The sequence below is a fragment of the Dokdonella sp. genome, assembly GCF_035511235.1.
Taxonomy (GTDB): domain Bacteria; phylum Pseudomonadota; class Gammaproteobacteria; order Xanthomonadales; family Rhodanobacteraceae; genus Dokdonella.
The window spans coordinates 66,460-87,394 of sequence record NZ_DATKFQ010000001.1 but is presented as its reverse complement, the minus strand read 5'-3'; the positions used below and the strand labels follow the sequence as shown (position 1 = coordinate 87,394).

The 20,935-nt window shown below is 72.7% G+C and carries 18 protein-coding genes; 9 read left to right on the top strand and 9 right to left on the bottom strand.

The window, feature by feature from the left end; translation table 11 throughout:
- Positions 1-9: 9 nt before the first annotated feature.
- From VMR06_RS00390 to VMR06_RS00380, 3 genes are all read right to left on the bottom strand, one after another.
- The gene (locus VMR06_RS00390; protein WP_325371827.1) at positions 10-801 is read right to left on the bottom strand and encodes a peptidylprolyl isomerase; all 792 of its coding nucleotides are present in this window, start codon (positions 799-801) and stop codon (positions 10-12) included.
- A 98-nt stretch (positions 802-899) separates the two neighbouring features.
- Positions 900-1,181 carry a BolA family protein gene (locus VMR06_RS00385; protein ID WP_325371825.1) on the bottom strand — a complete coding sequence of 94 codons (282 nt, stop codon included), beginning with the start codon at positions 1,179-1,181 and terminating at the stop codon, positions 900-902.
- Positions 1,178-1,477, bottom strand: coding sequence for a YciI family protein (locus VMR06_RS00380; RefSeq protein ID WP_325371823.1), 300 nt, complete (start codon positions 1,475-1,477; stop codon positions 1,178-1,180). Before VMR06_RS00380 ends, VMR06_RS00385 begins: the two co-directional genes overlap by 4 nt.
- A 473-nt stretch (positions 1,478-1,950) precedes the next feature.
- Here VMR06_RS00380 and VMR06_RS00375 point away from each other — a divergent pair, with 473 nt between their 5' ends.
- From VMR06_RS00375 to VMR06_RS00365, 3 genes are all read left to right on the top strand, one after another.
- On the top strand, positions 1,951-2,805 hold the full coding sequence (locus VMR06_RS00375) for a ScpA family protein (protein ID WP_325371821.1): 855 nt from the start codon (positions 1,951-1,953) through the stop codon (positions 2,803-2,805).
- 70 nt (positions 2,806-2,875) lie between these two features.
- A complete protein-coding gene (scpB, locus tag VMR06_RS00370; RefSeq protein WP_325371820.1) occupies positions 2,876-3,790 on the top strand; it encodes an SMC-Scp complex subunit ScpB in 915 nt (304 codons plus the stop codon).
- Positions 3,787-5,436: a pseudouridine synthase gene (locus VMR06_RS00365; RefSeq protein WP_325371818.1), complete on the top strand. Its 1,650-nt coding sequence runs from the start codon at positions 3,787-3,789 to the stop codon at positions 5,434-5,436. Before scpB ends, VMR06_RS00365 begins: the two co-directional genes overlap by 4 nt.
- A 199-nt stretch (positions 5,437-5,635) precedes the next feature.
- On the opposite strand, the gene VMR06_RS00360 is transcribed toward VMR06_RS00365, so the two are convergent.
- Positions 5,636-6,352: a CsgG/HfaB family protein gene (locus VMR06_RS00360; protein ID WP_325371816.1), complete on the bottom strand. Its 717-nt coding sequence runs from the start codon at positions 6,350-6,352 to the stop codon at positions 5,636-5,638.
- Positions 6,353-6,616: 264 nt separating this feature from the next.
- Between VMR06_RS00360 and arsC the strand changes: the two genes are divergently transcribed.
- Together arsC and VMR06_RS00350 are read left to right on the top strand one after the other, a co-directional pair.
- Positions 6,617-6,967 carry an arsenate reductase (glutaredoxin) gene (gene arsC, locus VMR06_RS00355; RefSeq protein WP_325371814.1) on the top strand — a complete coding sequence of 117 codons (351 nt, stop codon included), beginning with the start codon at positions 6,617-6,619 and terminating at the stop codon, positions 6,965-6,967.
- Positions 6,967-7,878, top strand: coding sequence for a LysR family transcriptional regulator (locus tag VMR06_RS00350; protein ID WP_325371812.1), 912 nt, complete (start codon positions 6,967-6,969; stop codon positions 7,876-7,878). The genes arsC and VMR06_RS00350 overlap by 1 nt, the downstream gene beginning before the upstream one ends.
- Before the next feature lie 30 nt (positions 7,879-7,908).
- Here the strand turns inward: VMR06_RS00350 and serS are convergent, their stop codons facing one another.
- A complete protein-coding gene (gene serS, locus VMR06_RS00345; RefSeq protein ID WP_325371810.1) occupies positions 7,909-9,186 on the bottom strand; it encodes a serine--tRNA ligase in 1,278 nt (425 codons plus the stop codon).
- Positions 9,187-9,377: 191 nt separating this feature from the next.
- Between serS and VMR06_RS00340 the strand changes: the two genes are divergently transcribed.
- Entirely contained in the window at positions 9,378-12,734 is a 3,357-nt protein-coding gene (locus VMR06_RS00340; RefSeq protein WP_325371808.1) for a S8 family serine peptidase, read from the top strand.
- Between the two features lie 50 nt (positions 12,735-12,784).
- Here the strand turns inward: VMR06_RS00340 and dacB are convergent, their stop codons facing one another.
- Both dacB and VMR06_RS00330 read right to left on the bottom strand, forming a co-directional pair.
- Positions 12,785-14,344 carry a D-alanyl-D-alanine carboxypeptidase/D-alanyl-D-alanine endopeptidase gene (dacB, locus tag VMR06_RS00335; protein WP_325371806.1) on the bottom strand — a complete coding sequence of 520 codons (1,560 nt, stop codon included), beginning with the start codon at positions 14,342-14,344 and terminating at the stop codon, positions 12,785-12,787.
- A 32-nt stretch (positions 14,345-14,376) separates the two neighbouring features.
- Positions 14,377-15,738 carry a replication-associated recombination protein A gene (locus tag VMR06_RS00330; RefSeq protein ID WP_325371804.1) on the bottom strand — a complete coding sequence of 454 codons (1,362 nt, stop codon included), beginning with the start codon at positions 15,736-15,738 and terminating at the stop codon, positions 14,377-14,379.
- Between the two features lie 90 nt (positions 15,739-15,828).
- Between VMR06_RS00330 and VMR06_RS00325 the strand changes: the two genes are divergently transcribed.
- Positions 15,829-16,620 (top strand): CsgG/HfaB family protein, encoded by a 792-nt coding sequence (locus VMR06_RS00325; protein WP_325371802.1) that lies wholly within the window; start codon positions 15,829-15,831, stop codon positions 16,618-16,620.
- Entirely contained in the window at positions 16,617-17,618 is a 1,002-nt protein-coding gene (locus tag VMR06_RS00320; RefSeq protein WP_325371800.1) for a hypothetical protein, read from the top strand. Before VMR06_RS00325 ends, VMR06_RS00320 begins: the two co-directional genes overlap by 4 nt.
- A 72-nt stretch (positions 17,619-17,690) precedes the next feature.
- On the opposite strand, the gene VMR06_RS00315 is transcribed toward VMR06_RS00320, so the two are convergent.
- Positions 17,691-18,098, bottom strand: coding sequence for a hypothetical protein (locus VMR06_RS00315; RefSeq protein ID WP_325371798.1), 408 nt, complete (start codon positions 18,096-18,098; stop codon positions 17,691-17,693).
- A gap of 217 nt (positions 18,099-18,315) precedes the next feature.
- On the opposite strand from VMR06_RS00315, the gene VMR06_RS00310 reads away from it, so the two are divergent.
- The gene (locus VMR06_RS00310; protein ID WP_325371796.1) at positions 18,316-18,768 is read left to right on the top strand and encodes a hypothetical protein; all 453 of its coding nucleotides are present in this window, start codon (positions 18,316-18,318) and stop codon (positions 18,766-18,768) included.
- A gap of 9 nt (positions 18,769-18,777) precedes the next feature.
- Here VMR06_RS00310 and VMR06_RS00305 read toward each other — a convergent pair whose 3' ends face one another.
- Positions 18,778-20,904 (bottom strand): tetratricopeptide repeat protein, encoded by a 2,127-nt coding sequence (locus VMR06_RS00305; RefSeq protein ID WP_325371793.1) that lies wholly within the window; start codon positions 20,902-20,904, stop codon positions 18,778-18,780.
- Between the last annotated feature and the right edge of the window lie 31 nt (positions 20,905-20,935).

Below are 20,935 nucleotides of genomic sequence, written 5' to 3'. Positions count from 1 at the left end.
CGGTGCGGATCAGTCCTTCTTGTCGCCCGCGGCGGCGGGTTCGGCGGCAGCCGGCTCGGCCGGCTTGGGCGCCTGACCGATCAGCTCGATGTCCGCTTCCTCGCGCAGCTTGGCCACGCGCTCGTCGACCAGCTGGGCGGCCATGCGGTCGCGGATCGCGTCGCGGACGCGCTCGAACGGCGGCGCCACGAACGGCTCGATCTTGTCGACGTGTATCAGATGCCAGCCGGCCTGGGTCTGCACCGGCACCTTCATCGTCTCGCCGGCCTTGAGCGTCTGCAACGCGGCGGCGATGTCGGCCGGCAGCTGCGGCAGGCGCATCTGCGCGAACGAGCGCGCCTGGCGGGCCGACCCGTTGTATTCGTTGAAGACGGTGCCGAACGGCTTTCCGGCGACGACTTCGCCGGCCGCCTTGAGCGCCTCTTCCTCGGTCGCGAACACCAGCTGGGTCAGGTCGTAGCTGAACTTGCCGACCTTGGCCAGCTGATCCTCGTAGTCGGCCATCAGGATGCTGGGATCGATCTGCGCCTTGGCGCGCAGCGCGAGCACCGAGGCGTTGGCGACCGCCTGCAGGCGGCCGACCTCGACGCTGGCCGCGTAGGCGGGATCGTCGGCGAGCTTCTCGCGCTTGGCCTCCTGCGCCAGCAGGACGTACTCGGTCAGCTCCTTGAAGGCCTTCTCGTAATCCTCGGGCTTGGACAGGTCGAGCTGGCGCAGCTTGGCGAGCGCCTCGAGCAGCGACTGCGGCACCTGTTGCCCGTTGATGACGGCGACCGCGGGCTCGGCCCGGAGCTGGATCACCGCGGCGGAGTCCGATGAGCCTCCCCCGCCGCAACCGGCGAGGGCGAGCGCGAGAACCAGCGACGAAACAGCGAAACGGCGGTGTGGAGCAGCGAGCATCAGGCCTCCTCGGGGGTGCGGGCGTCGATCGCCAGCGCGTGGATGTCGGTCTGCATCAGCGCGCCGAGCGCGGCATATATTGCCCGATGGCGCGCGATCGCACCCTGCCCGGCAAACGCGCCGCTGACGATGCGGACATGGAAATGGCCGCGCCCGTCGCGCGCACCGGCGTGACCGACGTGACGGTGGCTGTCGTCGCGGACCTCGAGCTCGGCCGGCGCCAGCGCGGCCGTCAGCGCGACGCGGATCCGCTCGACGCGGCCGGCAGCGGCCTCGCTCACGGCAGCACCGGCCGGAACGGCCGCACGCTGACCTCGCGGTAGACGCCGGCGGCCAGGTACGGATCGGCATCGGCCCAGGCGCGCGCGGCGTCCAGGTCCGCAAACTCCGCGACGATCAGACTGCCGGTGAAGCCGGCCGGTCCCGGATCGGGCGAATCGATCGCCGGGAACGGGCCGGCCAGCAGCAGGCGGCCGGCTTCGTGCAACGCGGTCAGACGCGCCAGATGGGCCGGACGCGCCTGCTGCCGGCGCGAGAGGGAATCGGCGACGTCGGTTCCGACGATGGCGTACCACATGCTGAGCGGTTTCCTGATGAGCTTGAGCTGCCGCACCGGCAGCCGCGGCCGCACATGGTAGCCGATCGGCAGCGCCGCCCAGCATGCCCTCGTCGCCGCGACCGCTGCGCCGGCGACGGACGCGACGAGGGCGCGCGCCGCAGCGATCGCGCAGCGGCGGGATCGTCCCGCGCGGACCTTGCACGAAAGCTGGACTTGCCTGCAGCAAAAGCGTAACCTCGCGACAACCTTCGGGATCGGATGCCGTCTCAAGCATCCACACAGCGCCGGACAAGGCGCCGCTACTCCCGCCGGCCCATTGAGTTCCAGAACGTTGGCCGCCGACCGGACGAGGGGTTCGGATCGCGGCTGTTGACGGCTTCGCGCGGAGCGCCGCCTTCCAGGCGATCGCAGCCGTACGCCGCAACGCGATCGAAACACGGGATCTGTGCACCGTCCGCGCCGTGAGGCGACGAGGACGCGGCGGATCGGGCATGAACATCCAGACGACCGAATCTTCCAGTCAGAGCGAGCGCGAGAACGCGTTCTCACCGGTTCCCCAGCAGCAGGAAATGCCGCTGGCGATCGTGCGCGGCCAGCCGGTGCTGGAGATGCCGCAGGATCTGTACATCCCGCCCGACGCGCTCGAGGTGATCCTCGACGCGTTCGAAGGACCGCTCGACCTGCTGCTGTACCTGATCCGCCGCCAGAACCTTGACATCCTCGACATCCCGATCGCCGACATCACGCGGCAGTACGTGGACTACATCGAGATGATGACCGAGCTCAAGCTCGAGCTCGCCGCCGAGTACCTGGTCATGGCCGCGATCCTGGCCGAGATCAAGTCGCGCCTGCTGCTGCCGCGCCCGCCCGCCGAGGACGGCGTGGAAGTGGATCCGCGCGCCGAACTGGTGCGCCGCCTGCAGGAGTACGAGCGCTTCAAGAAGGCCGCCGAGGACATCGACCAGCTGCCGCGCCTGGAACGCGACACCGCCGTGGCTGCGGCCCATGTGCCGGACCGCAATATCATCAAGCTGCCGCCGCCGGTCGAGCTGCGCGAACTGCTGCTGGCGCTCAAGGACGTGCTCAAGCGCGCCGAGCTGTTCGGCCATCACGCGATCCAGCGCGAGGCGCTGTCGGTGCGCAACCGCATGAGCGACGTGCTCGGCAGCCTCGGCGACGGCGCGTTCCACGCGTTCGAGAGCCTGTTCACGCCCGAGGAAGGCCGCCAGGGCGTGGTCGTCACGTTTCTGGCGGTGCTCGAGCTGGCCAAGGAGCGCCTGGTCGAGATCGTCCAGGACGAGCCGCTCGCACCGATCTACATCAAGTCGCTGGCGACCGCCGAGTGAGCGCATCGCACGGCCCGCCTTCGTCGACCCAGCCTGCCGCCGCGCCGAGCCCGCCCATCGAACCTATCGCATGAACGAACCGGACACCTTGAAACGCATCGTCGAAGCCGCTCTGCTGGCCGCGTCCAATCCGCTGTCGCTGGTGCAGCTGGCGGCGCTGTTCCCCGAAGGCGAGGCGCCGGGCCACGACGCGCTGGCGCGCACGATCGAGGCGCTGCAGGCCGACTGCGCCGAGCGCGGCGTCGAGCTGATCGAGGTCAGCTCGGGCTTCCGCTATCAGGTGCGCCAGGACGTCCATCCGTGGATTTCGCGGCTGTGGACCGAACGGCCGGCGCGCTACACGCGCGCCCTGCTCGAGACGCTGGCGCTGATCGCGTACCGGCAGCCGATCACGCGCGCCGAGATCGAGCAGATCCGCGGCGTGGCGGTCTCGAGCAACATCGTGCGCACGCTCGAGGAGCGCGAGTGGATCCGCGTCGTCGGCCACCGCGACGTGCCGGGGCGACCGGCGCTGTTCGGCACCACGCGCGGATTCCTCGACTACTTCAACCTCAAGTCCCTGGACGAGCTGCCGCCGCTGAGCGATCTGCACGACATCGACGAGCTCGATCCGCAGCTGGCCCTGGCGCCGATCGGCGAGGACGGCGCGCCGCCGGCCGAGGCCGAGGCGCTCGCCGAGGCAGCCGGAGCCGCGCTGGCGGCCGCGCCGGCGGCCGACGGCGATGACGGCGCGGCCGCAGCGTCCGACCTCGCGGCCCCGGCCGGCGACGCCGGCGCGTCCGATGACGACGTGCCTTCGCAGGCCGTCGAGTCCGGCGCCGAGGCCGAGTCCGATCACGATTCCGAACCCGAGAGCGAGGCCGAAGCGCCCGCCGACGCAGCGCCGTCAGACGCCGCTGCCCTCTCCGACCCCGAAGCCGCAATCGACGGCCCTACCTCCGCGGACGCGTCCCGTCGTCCCGACCCCACCGAGCCCACTGCATGACCACGTCCCGTTCCGTTCTGTCGCTCAAGCGCAGCGACTCCACCGCCCCGACGCTCGAGGAACGCCTGCACAAGGTGCTGGCGACCGCCGGGCTCGGCTCGCGCCGCCTGCTCGAGCAGCGCATCGAGTCGGGCGAGATCCAGGTCAATGCGACCGTCGCGACCCTGGGCTCCAGCGTGCGCGTCGGCGATCGCGTCGAAATCGACGGCAAGCGCTTCGTCGTCGTCACCGACAGCGCCGAGCAGGCCCAGGTGCTGGTCTACAACAAGCCCGAAGGCGTCGTCATCACGCGCGAGGATCCGGAAGGCCGGCCCACCGTGTTCGAGCAGCTGCCGCGCATCAAGGGCGCGCGCTGGATCGCGGTCGGCCGCCTCGACATCAACACCACCGGCCTGCTGCTGCTGACGACCGACGGCGATCTGGCCAATGCGCTGATGCATCCGCGCTCGGAGCTCGAGCGCGAGTACATCTGCCGCGTCCACGGCGAGGTGCCCGACGAGGTCGTCGAGCGCCTGCGCAGCGGCGTCGAGCTCGAGGACGGACCCGCGCATTTCGACGAAGTCGGCGTGATCAGCCGCAGCGGCAGCCATTCCTGGTTCCGCATCGTGATCCGCGAAGGCCGCAACCGCGAGGTGCGCCGCATGTGGGAATCGCAGGGCCTGATGGTCAGCCGCCTCAAGCGCGTACGCTACGCCAACGTCGAGCTGCCGCGCCTGCTCAAGCGCGGCCAGTCCGAGCCGCTCGGCGCCGATGCGGTGCGCAAGCTGCGCGAGGCGGCCGGCGCGCCCGAGGCGGCACCGCGTCTGACCCTGGCGCCGGTCATCGGCCAGCGCCGCGCCGGCCCGACCGAGTTCCGGCCCGATCCGCGCGCCCAGCAGGCCTGGACCGCGGCACGCAACGACGAGGCGCGCGAGTTCGCGGCGTTCGACCGCATCCGCGACGACGGCTGGCGCGCGCCCTCGGGCAAGCCCGGCAAGAAGCGCCGTGCCCAGGCCGGACCCGGCCGCGGTCCCGGCGGCAATCCGAATGCGCGCGGCCCCGGCAAGCGCCCGGGCGGTCCGGGCGGTCCGGGCGGTCCGCGCGGCGGCAAGCCGGCCGGCGGTGCCGGCCGGCCGCAACGCCAGGCGCCGCATGCCAATGCACAGCCGGCGTTCGCCGATCCGGGCATCAATCCGGCCGTGCTGCGCAGCTGGTTCCCCGAGTCGGGCAACGCTCCGGCGCGCAAGCCGCGCCGCGGTCCCGGTCCGGGCCAGGCGCTGCCGCAGGGCAGCTTCGGCTCGTCCGACTCGCCGCACGGCGGCGGCGGCGGCCGCGACGGCAATCGCGCCGTGCCGACCCGCCAGGTCGACGGCAACAGCACGGCCTACCCGCCGTCCAACAGCCCCTACGGGCGCGGCGCGCCGCGCAGCCGCGACGCGGAAGGCGGCCGTGGCGCGCGGCCCGGCAATGGGCCGCGTCCGGGCGGCAACAGCGGACCGCGGCCAGGCGGCGGCGGGCCGCGTCCCGGTGGCAACGGACCGCGGCCGGGCGGCAATGGCCCACGCCCGAGCGGCAACGCACCGCGTCCGGGCGGCAACCGGCCGCGCCCGGCCGGTGGCGGCAATGCCTCGCGCGGACGCGGCGGCGGCAATCGCGGGCCGCGCTGAGACCGGCGGCAGGTTTGCCGCGCCTGGCTCGTCTCGCTTCCGGCGCACCAACAGCCAACGGCAACAGCGGCGGGGACAGCATCGACCATCGATCGGTTCTGCGACCGGACGAAACCAAAGAAAAAGGCGGGAGTGCGAACGCCCGCCTTTTTCTTTGCCGATCGAAGCCCGGGCGCCTGCGCCCGGGCCCTGCGGCGCGTCAGTCGAGCTTGAGCGCCTTCTTGTTGCTGTCGCGGCGCTTGCGCTCCTTGGCGCCGAACTCCGCCTCGCAGCCGTCGCGCTGGACCATCACGCAGTCCAGGTAGTCGGTGATCTCGACCAGGGCGGCGCGGATCGCCTTGCCGGCCGGGGTCTTGGACTCGTTCGCGAGCGCACCGCCGAAGCCGCCGCGGAACACGCCGACGCTGACGCCGCCGCCGGAGCTGCGGCCCTCGATCGTGCGCGAGTAGTCGACCTCGCCGGTCGTCGTATTGACGACGCGGACGTCGACCGCCAGATACGCATCGCTCTTCTTGCCGCCGAGCGAGATGCCCTTGAAGCTGAGGCCGCCGCCGGTGCTGGCGGTGTTCTCCTCGTAGGCGGTGACCGTACCCATGACCAGGTACTGGGCGCCGGTCAGCTTGCCGATCTTGGCGCCGGTGCCGGCGCTGACGCGGCCGGACGCGGCGAGGTTCTGTTCTTCGAGCACCGACTCGAGCTTGTTGCGCTCGACCACGCGGAACGAGCCCAGCGAGGCCAGCTCGTTGCTGAGCATGCCCGACAGCTCCCAGCCCACGCCGCCGCGCCACCAGCCGGCGCCCGATTCGTTCTTGAATTCCGCGACGCCGATCGACGGCTTGCCACCCTGCGCCAGCGCGCCCCCGGCCAGTCCGATGCCGCCCAAGGCCAGCGCGACACCAAAAATCACTTTCTTCATGACGCCCACTCCCGACGATGAGATTTGAGATCGTGGCTCCCCACGTGGACCCGTCCCCGCGGTCCGCCCGCGCCGTGCCACGGCGTGATCGGCGCGCATTGTAGCAGCGCGCCCGCGGCGGACCATGCGCCATTGCGTGCTCGCCACCGGCACCGGTCGACAGCGCCTGTGCCAACCCGGTCACACTCGCGACATGGCCGGCCGCGCTTGCCTCGGCTGCCGCCGCCCCGCTAAGTTCGACTCTCCTGAACCGCCACCGCCGCGATGACGTCTCCCACGCTGTTCCACAACCCGCGCTGCAGCAAGTCGCGGCAGGCCCTGGCGCTGCTGCGCGAACGCGGCGTCGAGCCGGCTCTGGTGCTCTACCTCGACACGCCGCCGACCGCGGCCGAACTCGACCGCCTGCTGAGGCGGCTGAATCTGGCGCCGCGCGAGCTGATGCGGCGCGACGAGCCCGAATACCGCACGCTCGGCCTCGACGATCCGGCGCTGGACCGCGCCGCGCTGATCGACGCGCTGGCCGCGCACCCGCGTCTGATCCAGCGGCCGATCCTCGTCAACGGCGAACGCGCCGCGATCGGGCGTCCGCCCGAAGCGATCCTGGAGATCCTCTGATGGACAAGTTGCAGGCCATGCAGCTGTTCGTGCGCGTGGTCGACAGCGGCAGCTTCACCGCCGCGGCCGACCAGATGGACATCTCGCGCGCGCTGGCCAGCAAGCTGGTGCAGACGCTGGAGGAATCGCTCGGCGTGCGGCTGCTCAACCGCACCACGCGCCGGCTCAGCCTGACCGACCCGGGCCGCAACTACTACCAGCGCGTCGGCGAGGTGCTGACCCAGCTCGCCGAGGCCGAGGCCGAGGCGGCCGAGCTGCAGGTCGAGCCGCGCGGCAAGCTGCGCGTGACCGCGCCGATGTCGTTCGCGGTCCGCCACCTGGCCGCTGCGGTCGCGCAGTTCCAGAAGCGCTACCCGTTCATCGAGCTCGACCTGAATCTCAACGACCGCCAGGTCGATCTCGTCGACGAAGGCTACGACCTGGCGATCCGCATCGCCCAGCTGGCCGACTCGCGCCTGGTCGCGCGGCGCATCGCGCCATGCCATTTCGTCGCCGCCGCCTCGCCGGGCTATCTGGCCGCGCACGGCGAACCGGCGCATCCGTCCGAGCTGGCCGATCACGAGTGCCTGATCTACACGCTGCTGCCGCGCAACAGCGAGTGGTGCTTCGCGCGCGACGGCGAGGAAGCCAGCGTGCGCGTCAAGGGCCGGCTCGGCGTCAACAACGGCGACTTCCTGCTCAATGCCGCCGCCGAGGATCTCGGCATCGTGATCTCGCCGACCTTCATCGCGGCCGAGGAGATCCGCAGCGGCCGCCTGCGCTGCCTGCTGCCGGACTGGAAGATCGCGCCGTCGGCGATCCACGCGGTCTATCCGCAGGTGCGCAGCCTGCCGCGCAAGACGCGCCTGCTGATCGATTTCCTGGTCGAGCGCTTCGCGCCCGAACCGTACTGGGACCGCGACCTGCGCTGAGCGGGCCGCGTGTCGGGACGATCGGCGCGCTCAGCCGATCCGCGCCAGACCGCCCATGTACGGGCGCAGCGCCTCGGGCACGTCGATCGAGCCGTCGGCGTTCTGGTAGTTCTCGACGACCGCGATCAGCGCCCGGCCGACCGCGACGCCCGATCCGTTGAGCGTGTGCACCAGCTCGGTCTTGCCGCCGTCGGGATTGCGCCAGCGCGCGAGCATGCGGCGCGCCTGGAAGTCGCCGCAGTTGGAGCACGAGGAGATCTCGCGGTAGGTGTTCTGGCTCGGCAGCCAGACCTCCAGATCGCAGGTGCGCGCGGCCGCGAAGCCCATGTCGCCGGTGCACAGCAGCATGCGCCGGTACGGCAGGCCGAGCTTCTCGAGCACCACCTCGGCGCAGCGCGTCATGCGCTCGTGCTCGGCCGCGCTCTCGGCCGGCTTGGCGATGCTGACCAGCTCGACCTTCTCGAACTGGTGCTGGCGGATCATGCCGCGCACGTCGCGGCCGCCGGAGCCGGCCTCGGCGCGGAAGCACATCGAATGCGCGGTCATCCGCAGCGGCAGCTCGGCCGCATCGAGGATGCGCTCGCGCACGATGTTGGTCAGCGGCACTTCGGCGGTCGGGATCAGATAGCGGCGGCTGTCGCCGACCAGGGTCGCGAACAGGTCGTCCTCGAACTTCGGCAGCTGGCCGGTGCCCTGCATCGCGTCGGCGTTGACCAGGAGCGGTACATTGGTCTCGCGGTAGCCGTGCTCGCCGGCGTGCAGGTCGAGCATGAACTGCGCCAGCGCGCGGTGCAGCCGCGCCCACTCGCCGCTCAGCACCGTGAAGCGCGCGCCGGACAGCTTGGCCGCGGTCTCGGCGTCGAGCCAGCCGTGGCGCGCACCGAGCTCGACGTGATCCTTGACCGGAAAGTCGAACGCGCGCGGCTCGCCCCAGCGGTGCTGCTCGACGTTGTCGTTCTCGTCGGCGCCGTGCGGCACGCCCGGGTCGGGCAGGTTCGGCAGCTGCAGCGCGATCGCGGCCAGCCGCTGCTGGATCTCGGCCAAACGCGTCTCGTTTTCGGCGAGCTTGTCGGCGATCGCCGCAACCTCGCCCATCAGGCCGGCGACGTCCTCGCCCTTGCCCTTGGCGATGCCGATCGCCTTGGAGCGCGTATTGCGCAGGTTCTGCAGCTCCTGCGTCGCCGACTGCACGGTCTTGCGCTCGCTCTCGAGCGTCTCGATGGCGGTGACGTCGAGCGTGTAGCCGCGCGTCGCCAGGCGCTCGGCGACGGTGGCGAGCTGGCCGCGCAGCAGGGCGGGATCGAGCATGTTCGAGGTCCGGACGGGAGGATGACGGCCGGCGATTATCGGCCGGCGCCATGCTGCGGCGCAAACCGCGACACGCCGCCGGCATCGACGCTCGCCCCGGTCCGGGCGCCGATGGTATGGTCGGCTGCCGGTGCCGCAGGGAGAGGCGGGCGCCGGCGACATCATCGTTGAACGACTGGGGATCACACGACATGCAGACGATACGTGCGACGCGGCTCGCCGCCGCGCTGGCATTGACCTTGAGCACCGCACCGGGCGCGCATCCGCTGCCGGCCGGCGCGATCGGCGGCCTCGCCGCCACCGGCCTGGCGGCCGGCGCGACGCACGGCAGCGGCCTGATCAGCTTCGGCGATCTGCGCTTCGATCCGCAGCGCGGCGTGCCGGGCGACGCGACCGCCTACCGCACCGAGAGCGGCGGCCACGGTCTGCGCTTCGTGCAGTTCACGCAGGCGATCCAGGGCGCCTGGCTCGAGGATCTCGCAGCGGCCGGCATCCGGCCGCTGCAGTACTACCCGGACGATACCTACCTGGTCTGGGCGCAGGACAGCGCGCTGGCGCGCACGGCCGCGCATCCGCAGGTGCGCTGGCAGGGCGACTACCTGCCCTCGTGGAAGATCGCGCCGGATCTCGGCAAGCGCAGCGGACTGATCCGCAACGTCGGCGTGTTCTTCTACAACGACGGCGACGTCGAGGCGGTGCTCGCCGCGCTCGGCCGCAGCGGCGCGCGCGTGCTCAATCACGGCCCGGCGCAGACCGACGGCGTGTTCCACAACGCCTGGATCGAGGCCGACGCCGCGCTGCTGCCGGCGCTGGCCGCGCTGCCGCAGGTGGTCTGGCTCGAGCACGCCAGTCCGGCGCCGATCCTCGACGACGAGATGTCCGACCAGATCGGCGCGCGCAACTACACCGGCGCCAACGTTCCGGTCACCGGCTACTCGCCGTGGCTGGACCTGATCGGCTATCGCGGCAACGGCGTGACCTGGGCGGTCATCGACTCGGGTGTGGACCTGACCCATCCGGACCTGGCCGGCCGCATCGCCGGCGGCGTGAACTATCCGGGCTGCCCGGCCGGCAACGGTCCCGGCGACGACAATGCCAGCGGCGGCCACGGCACCCATGTCGCCGGCATCATCGCCGGCAGCGCGGCGACCGGCCTGGCCGACGCACAAGGCTTCCTGTACGGCCTCGGCATGGCGCCGGCGGTGCGCATCTTCGCGCAGAACCCGATCTGCACCGGCTCGGTGCCGTGGCCGCCGACCGGCGGCTGGCAGGTGCTGTCCAGGGACGCCCTGCTCGGCGGCGCGGTCGGCGGCAACGGCAGCTGGACCTCCGGCGAGAGCGGCGGCACCAGCTATACCGCGGCCGCGCGCACCTGGGACCAGATCATCCGCGACGGCAACTTCGACACGCCGGCGGCCGAGCCCTTCGTCATGGTGTTCTCGGCCGGCAACAGCGGCCCGAATCCGGGCACGCTGACCGCGCCGAAGGCCGCCAAGAATCCGATCATCACGGCCAGCTCGCGCAACTACCGCGTCGGCGACATCGACGCGATCTCGAGCTTCTCGAGCCGCGGCCCGACCAACGACGGCCGCTTCGGACCGACGATCGCCACGCCCGGCGAGCAGATCGCCTCGGCACGGCGCGTCGCCGGCGCCTCGCAATGCAATACCGCGATCGCCGGCACCAGCAACCAGTACGCGTTCTGTTCGGGCACCTCGATGGCCTCCCCGCACGCCGCGGGCGCGGCCGCGCTGCTGACCGAATGGTGGCGCGACGAAAACGCCGGCGCGAACCCGAGCCCGGCGATGATCAAGGCGCTGCTGATCAACGGCGCCAAGCCGGTCGGCACCGCGACGATCCCGAACTCGACGTTCGGCTGGGGCCGCGTCGACGTGCCCGCCAGCATGGGTCTGGACTACACCTCGTCGGTCTACGTCGACCAGGGCCAGACGCTGACGGCGGCCGGTGCGCAGTGGCAGGCCACCTACGGCGTGCCCGATCCGGGCCAGCCGCTGCGGATCTCGCTGGCCTGGACCGACGCGGCGGCCGCGACCGGCGCCAATCCGGCCCTGGTCAACAATCTCGACCTCGAGGTCGAGACCAACGGCCAGCTCTATCGCGGCAACGTTTTCGCGAACCATGTCTCGACGACCGGCGGCAGCGCCGACGCGCGCAACAATACCGAGGGCGTGATCATCGCCAATCCGGGCGGCTCGGTGACGGTCCGCGTGATCGCGGCCAACCTGCCCGGCGACGGCGTGCCGGGCGGTTCGGCGACCGACCAGGACTTCGCGCTGGTCTGCCGCAACTGTGCGCTCGAGGCCGCTTTCACGCTGAGCGCCTCGCCGGCCGCGCAGGCAATCTGCGCGCCGGCCAGCGCGACCTACAGCGTCGACGTCGGCTCGATCCTCGGCTACGCGACGCCGGTCGCGCTCTCGGTCAGCGGCCAGCCGGCCGGCACCACCGCGACGTTCGGGCAGACCAGCCTGACGCCGCCGTCGAGTACGACGCTGACGATCGGCAACACCGCGGCGGCCCCGGCCGGCGACGCGACGCTGACGATCACCGCGACCAATGCCGACCGCACCGCGACGATCGACCGCGCGCTGACGATCGCCACCACGGTACCGGCCGCGCCGCTGCCGCTCACGCCGGCGCATCAGGCGATCGGCCTGCCGACGACGCCGACCCTGACCTGGCAGGCCAGCGCGCAGGCCAGCGGCTACCGGCTGCAGGTCGCGACCGACGCCGCATTCACGAGTCTGGTCATCGACGAGACCGTCGAGGGCACCAGCTATACGCCGATCGCGCCGCTGGCATCGGGCACGACGTACTTCTGGCGCGTCAGCGCCGACAACGTCTGCGGCTCGGGCGCTGTCTCGCCGGTGTTCCGCTTCCGCACCGCGCTGGCGCCCGGCCAGTGCGACGTCGACCAGACCACCAAGACGGTGTTCAGCGAGACCTTCAGCGGCGGCGCCGGCGGCTTCGTCACGACCGGCGGCAGCGGCGCGTCGAACTGGGCGCTGTCGACCGAGCGGCCGAGTCCGCTGTCGGGCGGCAATGCGTTCAAGGCCACCGACGTGGCCTCGGTCACCGACCAGCGCCTGACCTCGCCGGTGGTCTCGCTGCCGACCGGTCAGACGCCGGTCACGCTGCGCTACCAGAACTGGCGCGCGCTCGAGCCGGTGTCCTCGCCGACCACCTGCTACGACGCGGGCATACTCGAGATCGCGGTCGACGGCGGCGCGTTCACGCAGATCACCGGCAGCCGCCTGATCAACGATCCGTACACCGCGGCGATCAGCACGTCCTGGGGCAACCCGATCGGCGGCCTCGACGGCTGGTGCGGCAGCCGTGCCTACGCCGACAGCATCGTCGACCTCAGCGAATGGGCCGGCCGCGACGTGCAGCTGCGCTGGCGCCTGGCGACCGACCAGTCGGTCTCGGCCGATGCCTGGTACGTCGACGACGTCCGCGTCGAGGCCTGCAGCGGCGGCGGCAGCGGCGGCGACGCGATCTTCGCCGACGGGTTCGAAGCGGCGCCGTGAGCACGACGGCGGCGGCGATCCGATCGCCGCCGCCGTTCTTCAGATCGGGCTCATCGCGCCGGCGGCCGCGCTTCGTGCGCGGCGGCCGGCGCACTGCGCTCGTCGAGCGCGGTCAGCGCGAGCACGACGCGGTCGAGCTCGCCGCTGGGCCGGCCGGCGCCGCCGTCCTCGGGCGGCCGATACTGGTTCAGCAGCAGCGTGAACGCGAGCCGCTCGCCGGCCGCGCTGGTCAGATAGCCGGCCAGTGCGTACACGCCGCTCATCGCGCCGGTCTTGGCATGGACGCGTCCCTGCGCCGGCGTGTCGCGCAGACGGCCGGCCAGCGAGCCGTCGATGCCGGCCTGCGGCAGCGCCAGGCGGAACGGCGCGCCGCTCTCGCCGTCGCCCCAGTGCACGAGCAGGGCCGTCAGCGCCGAGGCGGTCGTCAGATTGCGCCGCGACAGACCGGCGCCGTCCTCGACCAACGCCTGCTGCGGCGCGATGCCGATACCGCTCAGATAGCGCCGCATCGCGGTCGCGGCGCGCTGCTCGGTGCCGGTGTGGTCGGCCACATCGGGATTCGCCGCGCGCGCCGCATCGGCCTCGGCGGCGCCGACCAGCAGGAACAGGTTCTGCATGTAGAGATTCTGCGAGACCTTGAGGCCGCGCCGGACCAGATCGCCGAGCGGCGGCGACCGCAGCTGCGCGATCGTGCGCAGGCGGCCGGCATCGTCCGCGCCGTGCTCGGCGCGGACCTCGGGCCAGTAAACGCTGCGCACGCGGCCGTCGACGCTCACGCCCTGGCGCGTCAGCGCCGCGCGGAGCTGCGCAGCGGCGACGGCGGCCGGATCGGCCAGCGCCAGCCGGTAGGACCGCTCGGCGCTGCCGGCTGCGATCGTGCCGAACGCATGCAGCGTGCGCTCGCCCGGCGCGCGGAACAGGCCGACGTCGCTGCCGTCGCCGCGCGCGACCGTGACCAGCCGGTTGACCAGCTCCGGCGCCGAGCCGGGCGGCTCGAAGCGTAGCAGCGCGCGGTCGCCGACGCCGGCACCGGGCCGCACCTGCACCGTCACCAGGTTCTCGTCGACGCTGAGCGCGCTGGCCGGCGCGCCGAACCAGCTCTGCAAGTCGCCGGCTTCCCAGCCGCTGCCGTAGCGCGGCGCGGCGAACCGCGTCGCATCGGCGATCAGATCACCGTGCACGCGCGTGACGCCCGCCTTGCGCAGCGCGATCGCCAGGGTGTCGGCCCAGCTCGCCGCGGCGTCGGCACCGAGCGCGGGATCGCCATAGCCGACCAGCACCAGATCGCCGTGCAGCTCGCCGTCGCGCGCCGGCGGCGCGGTCGCGAACAGCACGGTCGGAATCCGGTAGTCGGCACCGAACGTCGCCAGCGCCAGCGCGGCGGTGTAGAGCTTGGCCGTGGAGGCCGGCACCAGCAGACGGTCGGGCTGGTGCTCATAGACGGTCCGTCCGCTGTCGAGCGAGCGCACCTCGATGCCCCAGCCGGCCGCGGCGAAGCGCGGCTCGGCGAGGATCGCGTCGATGCGCGCACGCGTCGCGGCGAGATCGGCAGCGGCCGCGGCCGGGGCGAGCGCGAGCAGCAGCACGGCGAGCGGACCGCGCAACCGCACCGCCGCCCGATCCCCCGCCCGGCCGCGCCGGCTCACTCCGCCGCTCCGCCGCCTTCCGCTTCGCCGCGTGCGATCCGGCGCGCCTCGCGCAAGGCGCGCAGCTTCTCGGCGATCTTCAACTCCATGCCGCGGTCGACCGGCTCGTAGAAGACGCGGCCGGCCAGCGCATCGGGCAGGCATTGCTGGTCGAGCGCGACGCCGCCCTCGGCGTCGTGGTCGTACTGGTAGCCCTTGCCGTAGCCGAGTCCCTTCATCAGCCGCGTCGGCGCGTTGCGCAGATGCATCGGCACTTCGAGCGTGCCGTGGGCGGCGATCTCGGCCTTGGCCGCGTTGAAGCCGGCATAGGCCGCATTGCTCTTGGCCGCGATCGCCAGGTACAGCGCGGCCTCGGCGAGCGCGAGATCGCCCTCGGGCGAACCGAGCCGGTCGTAGGTATCCCAGGCCGCCAGCGCCAGCGTCCACGCGCGCGGATCGGCCAGGCCGACGTCCTCGATCGCCATGCGCGCGAGCCGCCGCGCCAGATACGCCGGGTCGACGCCGCCGTCGAGCATCCGCGTGCACCAGTACAGCGCCGCGTCCGGGTCGGACGAGCGCACCGACTTGTGCAGCGCCGAGATCTGGTCGTAGAACTGCTCGCCGCCCTTGTCGAAGCGGCGCGTGCGGTCGGCCAGCACCTGGGTCAGCGTGCTCTCGTCGACACGGCCGCCCTCGGCGATCTCGGCGGCGATCTCGAGCAGGGTCAGGGCGCGCCGCACGTCGCCGTCGGCGGCCTGCGCGATCAGCCGCAGCGCGTCCTCGCCGATGCTCAGTCCGAGCGCGCCGAGGCCGCGTTCGGCGTCGGCCAGCGCGCGCGCCAGTGCGCGCTCGATGTCGGCCGCCGAGACCGCCTCGAGCACGTGCACGCGGCAGCGCGACAGCAGCGCGGAATTGAGCTCGAACGAGGGGTTCTCGGTGGTCGCGCCGACGAACACGATCACGCCGCGCTCGATGTGCGGCAGGAACGCGTCCTGCTGCGCCTTGTTGAAGCGGTGCACCTCGTCGACGAACAGCACCGTGCGCCGGCCCTGAAGGTAGCGCGTCTCGGCCTCGGCCAGCGCCGCGCGCACGTCCGGGAGGCCCGACAGCACGGCCGAGATCGCGCGGAAATCGGCGTCGGCGTAGCGTGCCAGCAGCAGCGCCAGCGTGGTCTTGCCGCAGCCCGGCGGTCCCCACAGGATCATCGAATGAACCTTGCCGGCCTCGATCGCGCGGCGCAGCGGCTTGCCTTCGGCGAGCAGCCGGGTCTGGCCGACGATGTCGTCGAGGCTGCGCGGGCGCATGCGCTCGGCGAGCGGCTTGAGTTCGTCCGATTCGGGCAGCAGGGACGGCGGTGTGGAAGAAGGACGGCGCGGCATGGTCCGATGATACCCGCCGCCTGCGGACGCCGGTCCGATCGGGCGCCGCCGGCATGATAGGAACCAACGCGCCGGTGCGTCGTGATCGGCATGGACCATCCGCTCCCGCCGCCCTCTGCGCACCCGATCGCCCTGCCGGCCGCGCGCCGCCGGACCCGGCGCGGCCTGCTCGCCGCGCTGCTGATCGCCGCCGCGACGGCAGCAGGTGCCGCGACGGCGAAGCCGGTGCTCGGCGTCGTCAAGCTGCAGGACGAGACCGGTGCGCTGCCGTTCCAGGGCGGCATCGGCCGCGTGCTGACCCACATTCTCACCAACGAGCTGGCGGCGCGGCCGGTGTTCACGGTCGTCGAGCGGCGTCGCCTGGCCGCGATCCTCGAGGAACAGGATCTCGGCAGCAGTGGCCGGCTGCGCCCCGGCGACGGGCCGCGCATCGGCCAGCTGACCGGCGCGGACTATCTGGTCATGGGCACGGTCACCGCATTCCAGCCCGGCGTCGAGACGCGCGCGCTGCGCGGCGGCTTCGCCGGCATCGACGGCTCGCGACGCTCGGAGACCGCGTACCTGGCGATCGACCTGCGCGTGGTCGACACCGGGAGCGGCGAAATCGCCTATGCGCGCACGATCGAAGGCCGCACGACCAAGACCGCATCGTCGGTCCAGATCGCGCTCGGCGGCGCCGGCTTCGGCTACGAGGCGTTCAAGAGCGAGGCCGATGCGCGCGTGGCGCGCGCCGCGGTGATCGAGATCATCGACTACCTCGAATGCGCGATGGTCCGCCGCGACGCCTGCCTGACCGAGTACGCCGACAAGGACCGCCGCCGCGTCGAGGCGACACGGCGCGCGATCGAACTGGACGACGACCGGAAGAGGAAAGCCCGATGAGCTCTGCCCGCCGTCTCCTGATCGCGGCGCTTGCGGCCTGCACGGCCGCGCAGGCCGGCACCGTCGTCGAGTATCGCCGCGACGGCGACTGCGCGACCGATTTCGACCGCATGGCGATCGACGGCCTGCGCGCGCGCATCGACCTGACGATCGACGGTTCGGCGCTGTCGACGATCGCCGACGACGGCGAGCAGCTGACGACGCAGCTGTTGCACGAGCTGCGCCGCTACATGACGATGGAGTCCGACGACGACGCGATCGACTTCCAGAGCGACGTGATGCGCGCCGGCCATATCCACGCCGGCCGCCAGGCCGAGGCGCTGACCGGCCTGGACGCCGAGGCCGCGACCGCCGCGTTCCGCGCGCAGCAGATCGCCGCCTGTCCGGAGATGGCCGAGCTCGGCTTCGCCGATCCCGATTACGCCGAGGCGGCCGCGCGCTGCGCCGAGTCGATGGCGGCGGCCGCGAATGCCCCGCGCGGCGAAGGCGACCGGCATCGCGCCATCGACGCGGCGATCGGATCCGGCCAGGCACGGGCGGCGCCGGCACAGCCGGCGGCACCGGCCGCGGCGGCGCCGTGGCGCACGACGACGGTCGAGCGCGGTGACGAGATCGAGATCGACGGGCGGCGCTGCCGCATCGAACGGCTCGTGCGCGGCGAGCGCGTGCTGCGCGAGGACTGCACCAGCGCGATCGCCGATCTCGGCCTGGAGCCCGCGGCGCTGCGCCGCCTGAACCGCATCGCCGCGGTCGGCGCGACGGTCGGCCGCGGCGTCGCCGAACTGCATCCGGAAGCCGCCGGCGAGGACGGCCCGCCGCGCATCGCGCTGAGCCGGCGCTGCTTCCGCGACGACCGCCACACCGGCACGGCGACGCTGACGATCCGCAGCGGCGTCGCGGTGCCAGCCGACCGCTTCGAGATTCCCGGCGACTACCGGCCGATGACGCTGGGCGCGCAGGACAGCGAAGACGCGCCGTTCGCGGACGAGCCGGACTGAAGCGCCGGCCCGCGCCGCCACGGACCGGCATGGCGGGCGGGCGGGCGCCGGAGCGTCCGCCCGCCGCTGCACTCAGCGCGTCGGCTGCAGCTCGAGCAGCCTGCGCTCGTACTCGTCGATGCCGTAGCGCTTGCGCAGGTCGTCCAGGCGCTGCTGGAACTCGCGCACCGGCCGCACGTCGCCGTCCTCGACTTCGATGCCGAACAGGTCGCGCACGCCGCACCACGGCAGCGCGGTGCCGCTGCCGCGCAGCGCGCAGGTGTTGACCGACGTGACCGTTTCGCCGAACGGCGGATCGGCGATCGCGTTGTTCAGCCGCACGGTGCAGCCGTTGATGCTCTGGTAGTCGATGATCGTGCGGCCGCTGCCGTCGGAATAGCAGACCTGACCGACCCACCCGCTCAGCGGGGTGTCGTTGGTCGCCTGCGCCAGCGGCGCCGCACAGAAGCCGAGCGTCAGCAGCAAGGGGGTGAGCTTCATCGTTCGCGTTCTCCGTCGTTGACGCGCCGGGACGGTCCCGGCGCCGAACGGGACGCTAGCGGCCGCGCTGAGGACCGGCGAGGACGAAACCGGGAACGAATCGCGCAAGCGCGTTCGCCAGCACCGATATTGTCCCGGTTTCGTCCCGCGTCCGGCCTCGACAGCACGGCCATGCACTGTCCAGACTCGGCCCGCCGCCCTGCCCCGGAGCCTGTGCATGAAATCGATCGTCCGTCTGCTCGCCTTGACGCTGGCCGCCGCCGGCCCGGCCGCCGCCCATCAGGATCCGTTCTCGGATGGCTGGTGCCGCGGCGGCGAGGTCGTGGAGGTCGAGACGTTCGATATCCCCGGCCCGGTCCTGGACGCGTTCCGGCAAAGTCCGGTCTGTGCCTTCGAGACCGTCGACCGGGATTGCGGCGTATTCGACGACGACTATTACGCAGCCCGCAGCTATTCGGCCGCTTATTGCGTGAGCGCGGCGGCGGACCTGATCCAGGCCGGCAACGCCGTCTCGGTCATCCCGGTCGTGACCGGACCGGACAGCTTCCTGGGCTCCAATCACCACGGCGCCTATCGGGCGACCAGCGGGCTCAGAGGGCTGTGCCTGGCATGCCGCACGCGCTCGCATCTGCCGACGCTCCCCGGCATACCGAGCGATCCGACGCGCTGAGCGCCCCGCTCACGGCGCCAGCGCCTTGACCGCGTCGATCAGGCCGCGCAGCCGCTCGCGCTGCGCGGCGTCGAGCGGACATTCGGCGACGACGAAATAGGCCGTCCGCAGCACCTCGCGCCAGCGCGGACGATCCGGCACGCGCTCCATCGTCAGATAGCGCTCCATCGTGCGCACGCGCAGACGGCCGTCGTCGATCGTGATCCGCCATACGCCGCTGGCCTCGGCCAGCTCCACGCGCGTCTTGCGCGTGCTCGATTCCCACAGGTCCACCGCCTCGCGCATCAGCGCGACCAGGGTGGCGCGGAACGGCTCGGGCACCGGACCGGCCGGTGGCCGCGCCGGCTCGGTCGGCGTCGTCGCGGGCGGCGCCTCGTCGCGGACGTGCGCCTCGACCAGATCGTCGAGCAGGTCGCGCGTGTCCGGACGCGGACCGGGCGAGGTCGACAGACCGAGCACGATCAGTTCTTCCTCGAGCGCCAGCGGCAGCAGCCAGACGCCCGCGGCGGCGCCGGCCGCCGGCGCGGCGAGCGCCTCGTCGACACCGGCCGACCACTGCGCGACCTGCGCGGCCTGGGCCGGGCCGATCCAGTCGGCCAGCGCGCTCGATTCGCCGGCGGCGGCCTCGGGCGGCCGGCCGAGCAGCGCGCGCGCGGCGCGATTGGCGAGATAGACCTGGCCGGCGGTGTCGACCAGCAGCATCGGCTCGCCGGTGCGCTCCAGCGCGAGGCGCAGGCGGCGCCGGTCGGCGCGCAGCCGGTCGGCCGCAGCGCGGAACTGGGCCAGTTCGCGCTCCAGCGCCGTGCGCCGCCGCTCGGCGTCCACGCGCAGCCGCCAGACGCGGCGCCGGTGCAGCGCCCACAGCGCCAGCACGACCAGACCGGCGCCGGCGAGCAGCAGATGGCGCGCACGCCGCGCCTGCTCCAGCGCGACCTGCTGGCGCGCACCGTCCAGCGCCAGCACGGCGATCTCGCGCTCGCGCTCGGCCACGCCGTGGCGGATGCGCAGACGGTCCAGCGTCTCGCTGCGCTGGCGCTCGTCGAGCGCATGACGCAGCTCAAAGGCCTGCCGCTGCGCGGCATAGGCGCGCGCCCAGTCGCCGAGCGATTCGTACCAGGCGGCCAGCCGCACCAGCGCCTGCTGGCGCTCGTCCGTGATCGCCTCGCCCTGCGCCGCGAGCGCCGTGGCGAGACGATCGGCGCCGGCGCGGACGCGGCCGGTCAACACGTCGGCCTCGGCCGACAATCGCACGTAGCCGAGCGGCGTCTCGCCGCCGAGGCGCGCGATCAGGGCGCCGGCCGCGGCCAGTCGCCGCGTCAGGGCCTCGCCTGCACCGGCCGCGGCGTCGAGTTCGCCCTGGCGCAGCAGTACGCGCAGCTGGTCCGGCGCGGCCTGCGCCTCGGCGAAGATCGCCTGCGCCTCGGCAAATGCGCGGCCGGCCGCCGCGGCGTCGCCGCGCGCCAGCGCGACCAGGCCCAGCGACTCGTGCGCATGCGCCTCCTTGAGGCGCGCGCCGGCCTGTGCGTGCAGCGCGATCGCGCGCTGCAGATAGGTGTCGGCCTGATCGAGGTCGCCGGCCTCGCGGTAGACGTCGGCGATGTTCTGCAGCGCCGGCGCGAGCTGTGCCGGATCGCCCAGACGCTCCTTGATCGCCAGGCTGTCGATCAGGCTGCTCAGCGCGGACGGATAGTCGCCGAGCTTGCGCTGCACGATGCCGAGGTCGTTCAGCGCGGTCGCGCGGTCGGCCGGGTCCAGCCGTTCGGCCAGCCGTCCGGCGCGGTCGAACGCGGCGAGCGCCGCGGCATACTCGCCGCGGCGGAACGCGAGCATGCCGACGCGCCGCTCGAGCCGGAACCGATCGCGCTCCGCCCCGCCGGCCGGCAGCGTCGCGGCGATCCGCGCCAGCCAGGCCTCGACCTCGTCGAAACGCCCGAGCGTCTGCGCGGCCTCGCTGGCGTGGAACATCGCCTCGCGCGCGGCCGCACCGTCGGTCGCGGCGGCGGCGGCGGTGCAGGCCGCCAGTGCGTCGGCCGGCGCGGCCTGGCGCAGGTCGCGGCAGCGTTCGAGCGCGGCACCGGCCGCTGCCGGCGCAGTCGCGAACGCGAACAGAACCGCGAGTCCGATGCGGCCGCTCATGCGACGGCCGCCGTAGCGATGTGCATGGCGG

Bases quoted from the DNA above. Each gene is read 5' to 3' on its own strand.
- VMR06_RS00380 (WP_325371823.1), bottom strand. From the start codon at position 1,477: ATGTGGTACGCCATCGTCGGAACCGACGTCGCCGATTCCCTCTCGCGC.
- VMR06_RS00375 (WP_325371821.1), top strand. From the start codon at position 1,951: ATGAACATCCAGACGACCGAATCTTCCAGTCAGAGCGAGCGCGAGAAC.
- scpB (WP_325371820.1), top strand. From the start codon at position 2,876: ATGAACGAACCGGACACCTTGAAACGCATCGTCGAAGCCGCTCTGCTG.
- VMR06_RS00365 (WP_325371818.1), top strand. From the start codon at position 3,787: ATGACCACGTCCCGTTCCGTTCTGTCGCTCAAGCGCAGCGACTCCACC.
- VMR06_RS00360 (WP_325371816.1), bottom strand. From the start codon at position 6,352: ATGAAGAAAGTGATTTTTGGTGTCGCGCTGGCCTTGGGCGGCATCGGA.
- arsC (WP_325371814.1), top strand. From the start codon at position 6,617: ATGACGTCTCCCACGCTGTTCCACAACCCGCGCTGCAGCAAGTCGCGG.
- VMR06_RS00350 (WP_325371812.1), top strand. From the start codon at position 6,967: ATGGACAAGTTGCAGGCCATGCAGCTGTTCGTGCGCGTGGTCGACAGC.
- serS (WP_325371810.1), bottom strand. From the start codon at position 9,186: ATGCTCGATCCCGCCCTGCTGCGCGGCCAGCTCGCCACCGTCGCCGAG.
- VMR06_RS00340 (WP_325371808.1), top strand. From the start codon at position 9,378: ATGCAGACGATACGTGCGACGCGGCTCGCCGCCGCGCTGGCATTGACC.
- VMR06_RS00330 (WP_325371804.1), bottom strand. From the start codon at position 15,738: ATGCCGCGCCGTCCTTCTTCCACACCGCCGTCCCTGCTGCCCGAATCG.
- VMR06_RS00325 (WP_325371802.1), top strand. From the start codon at position 15,829: ATGGACCATCCGCTCCCGCCGCCCTCTGCGCACCCGATCGCCCTGCCG.
- VMR06_RS00320 (WP_325371800.1), top strand. From the start codon at position 16,617: ATGAGCTCTGCCCGCCGTCTCCTGATCGCGGCGCTTGCGGCCTGCACG.
- VMR06_RS00315 (WP_325371798.1), bottom strand. From the start codon at position 18,098: ATGAAGCTCACCCCCTTGCTGCTGACGCTCGGCTTCTGTGCGGCGCCG.
- VMR06_RS00310 (WP_325371796.1), top strand. From the start codon at position 18,316: ATGAAATCGATCGTCCGTCTGCTCGCCTTGACGCTGGCCGCCGCCGGC.
- VMR06_RS00305 (WP_325371793.1), bottom strand. From the start codon at position 20,904: ATGAGCGGCCGCATCGGACTCGCGGTTCTGTTCGCGTTCGCGACTGCG.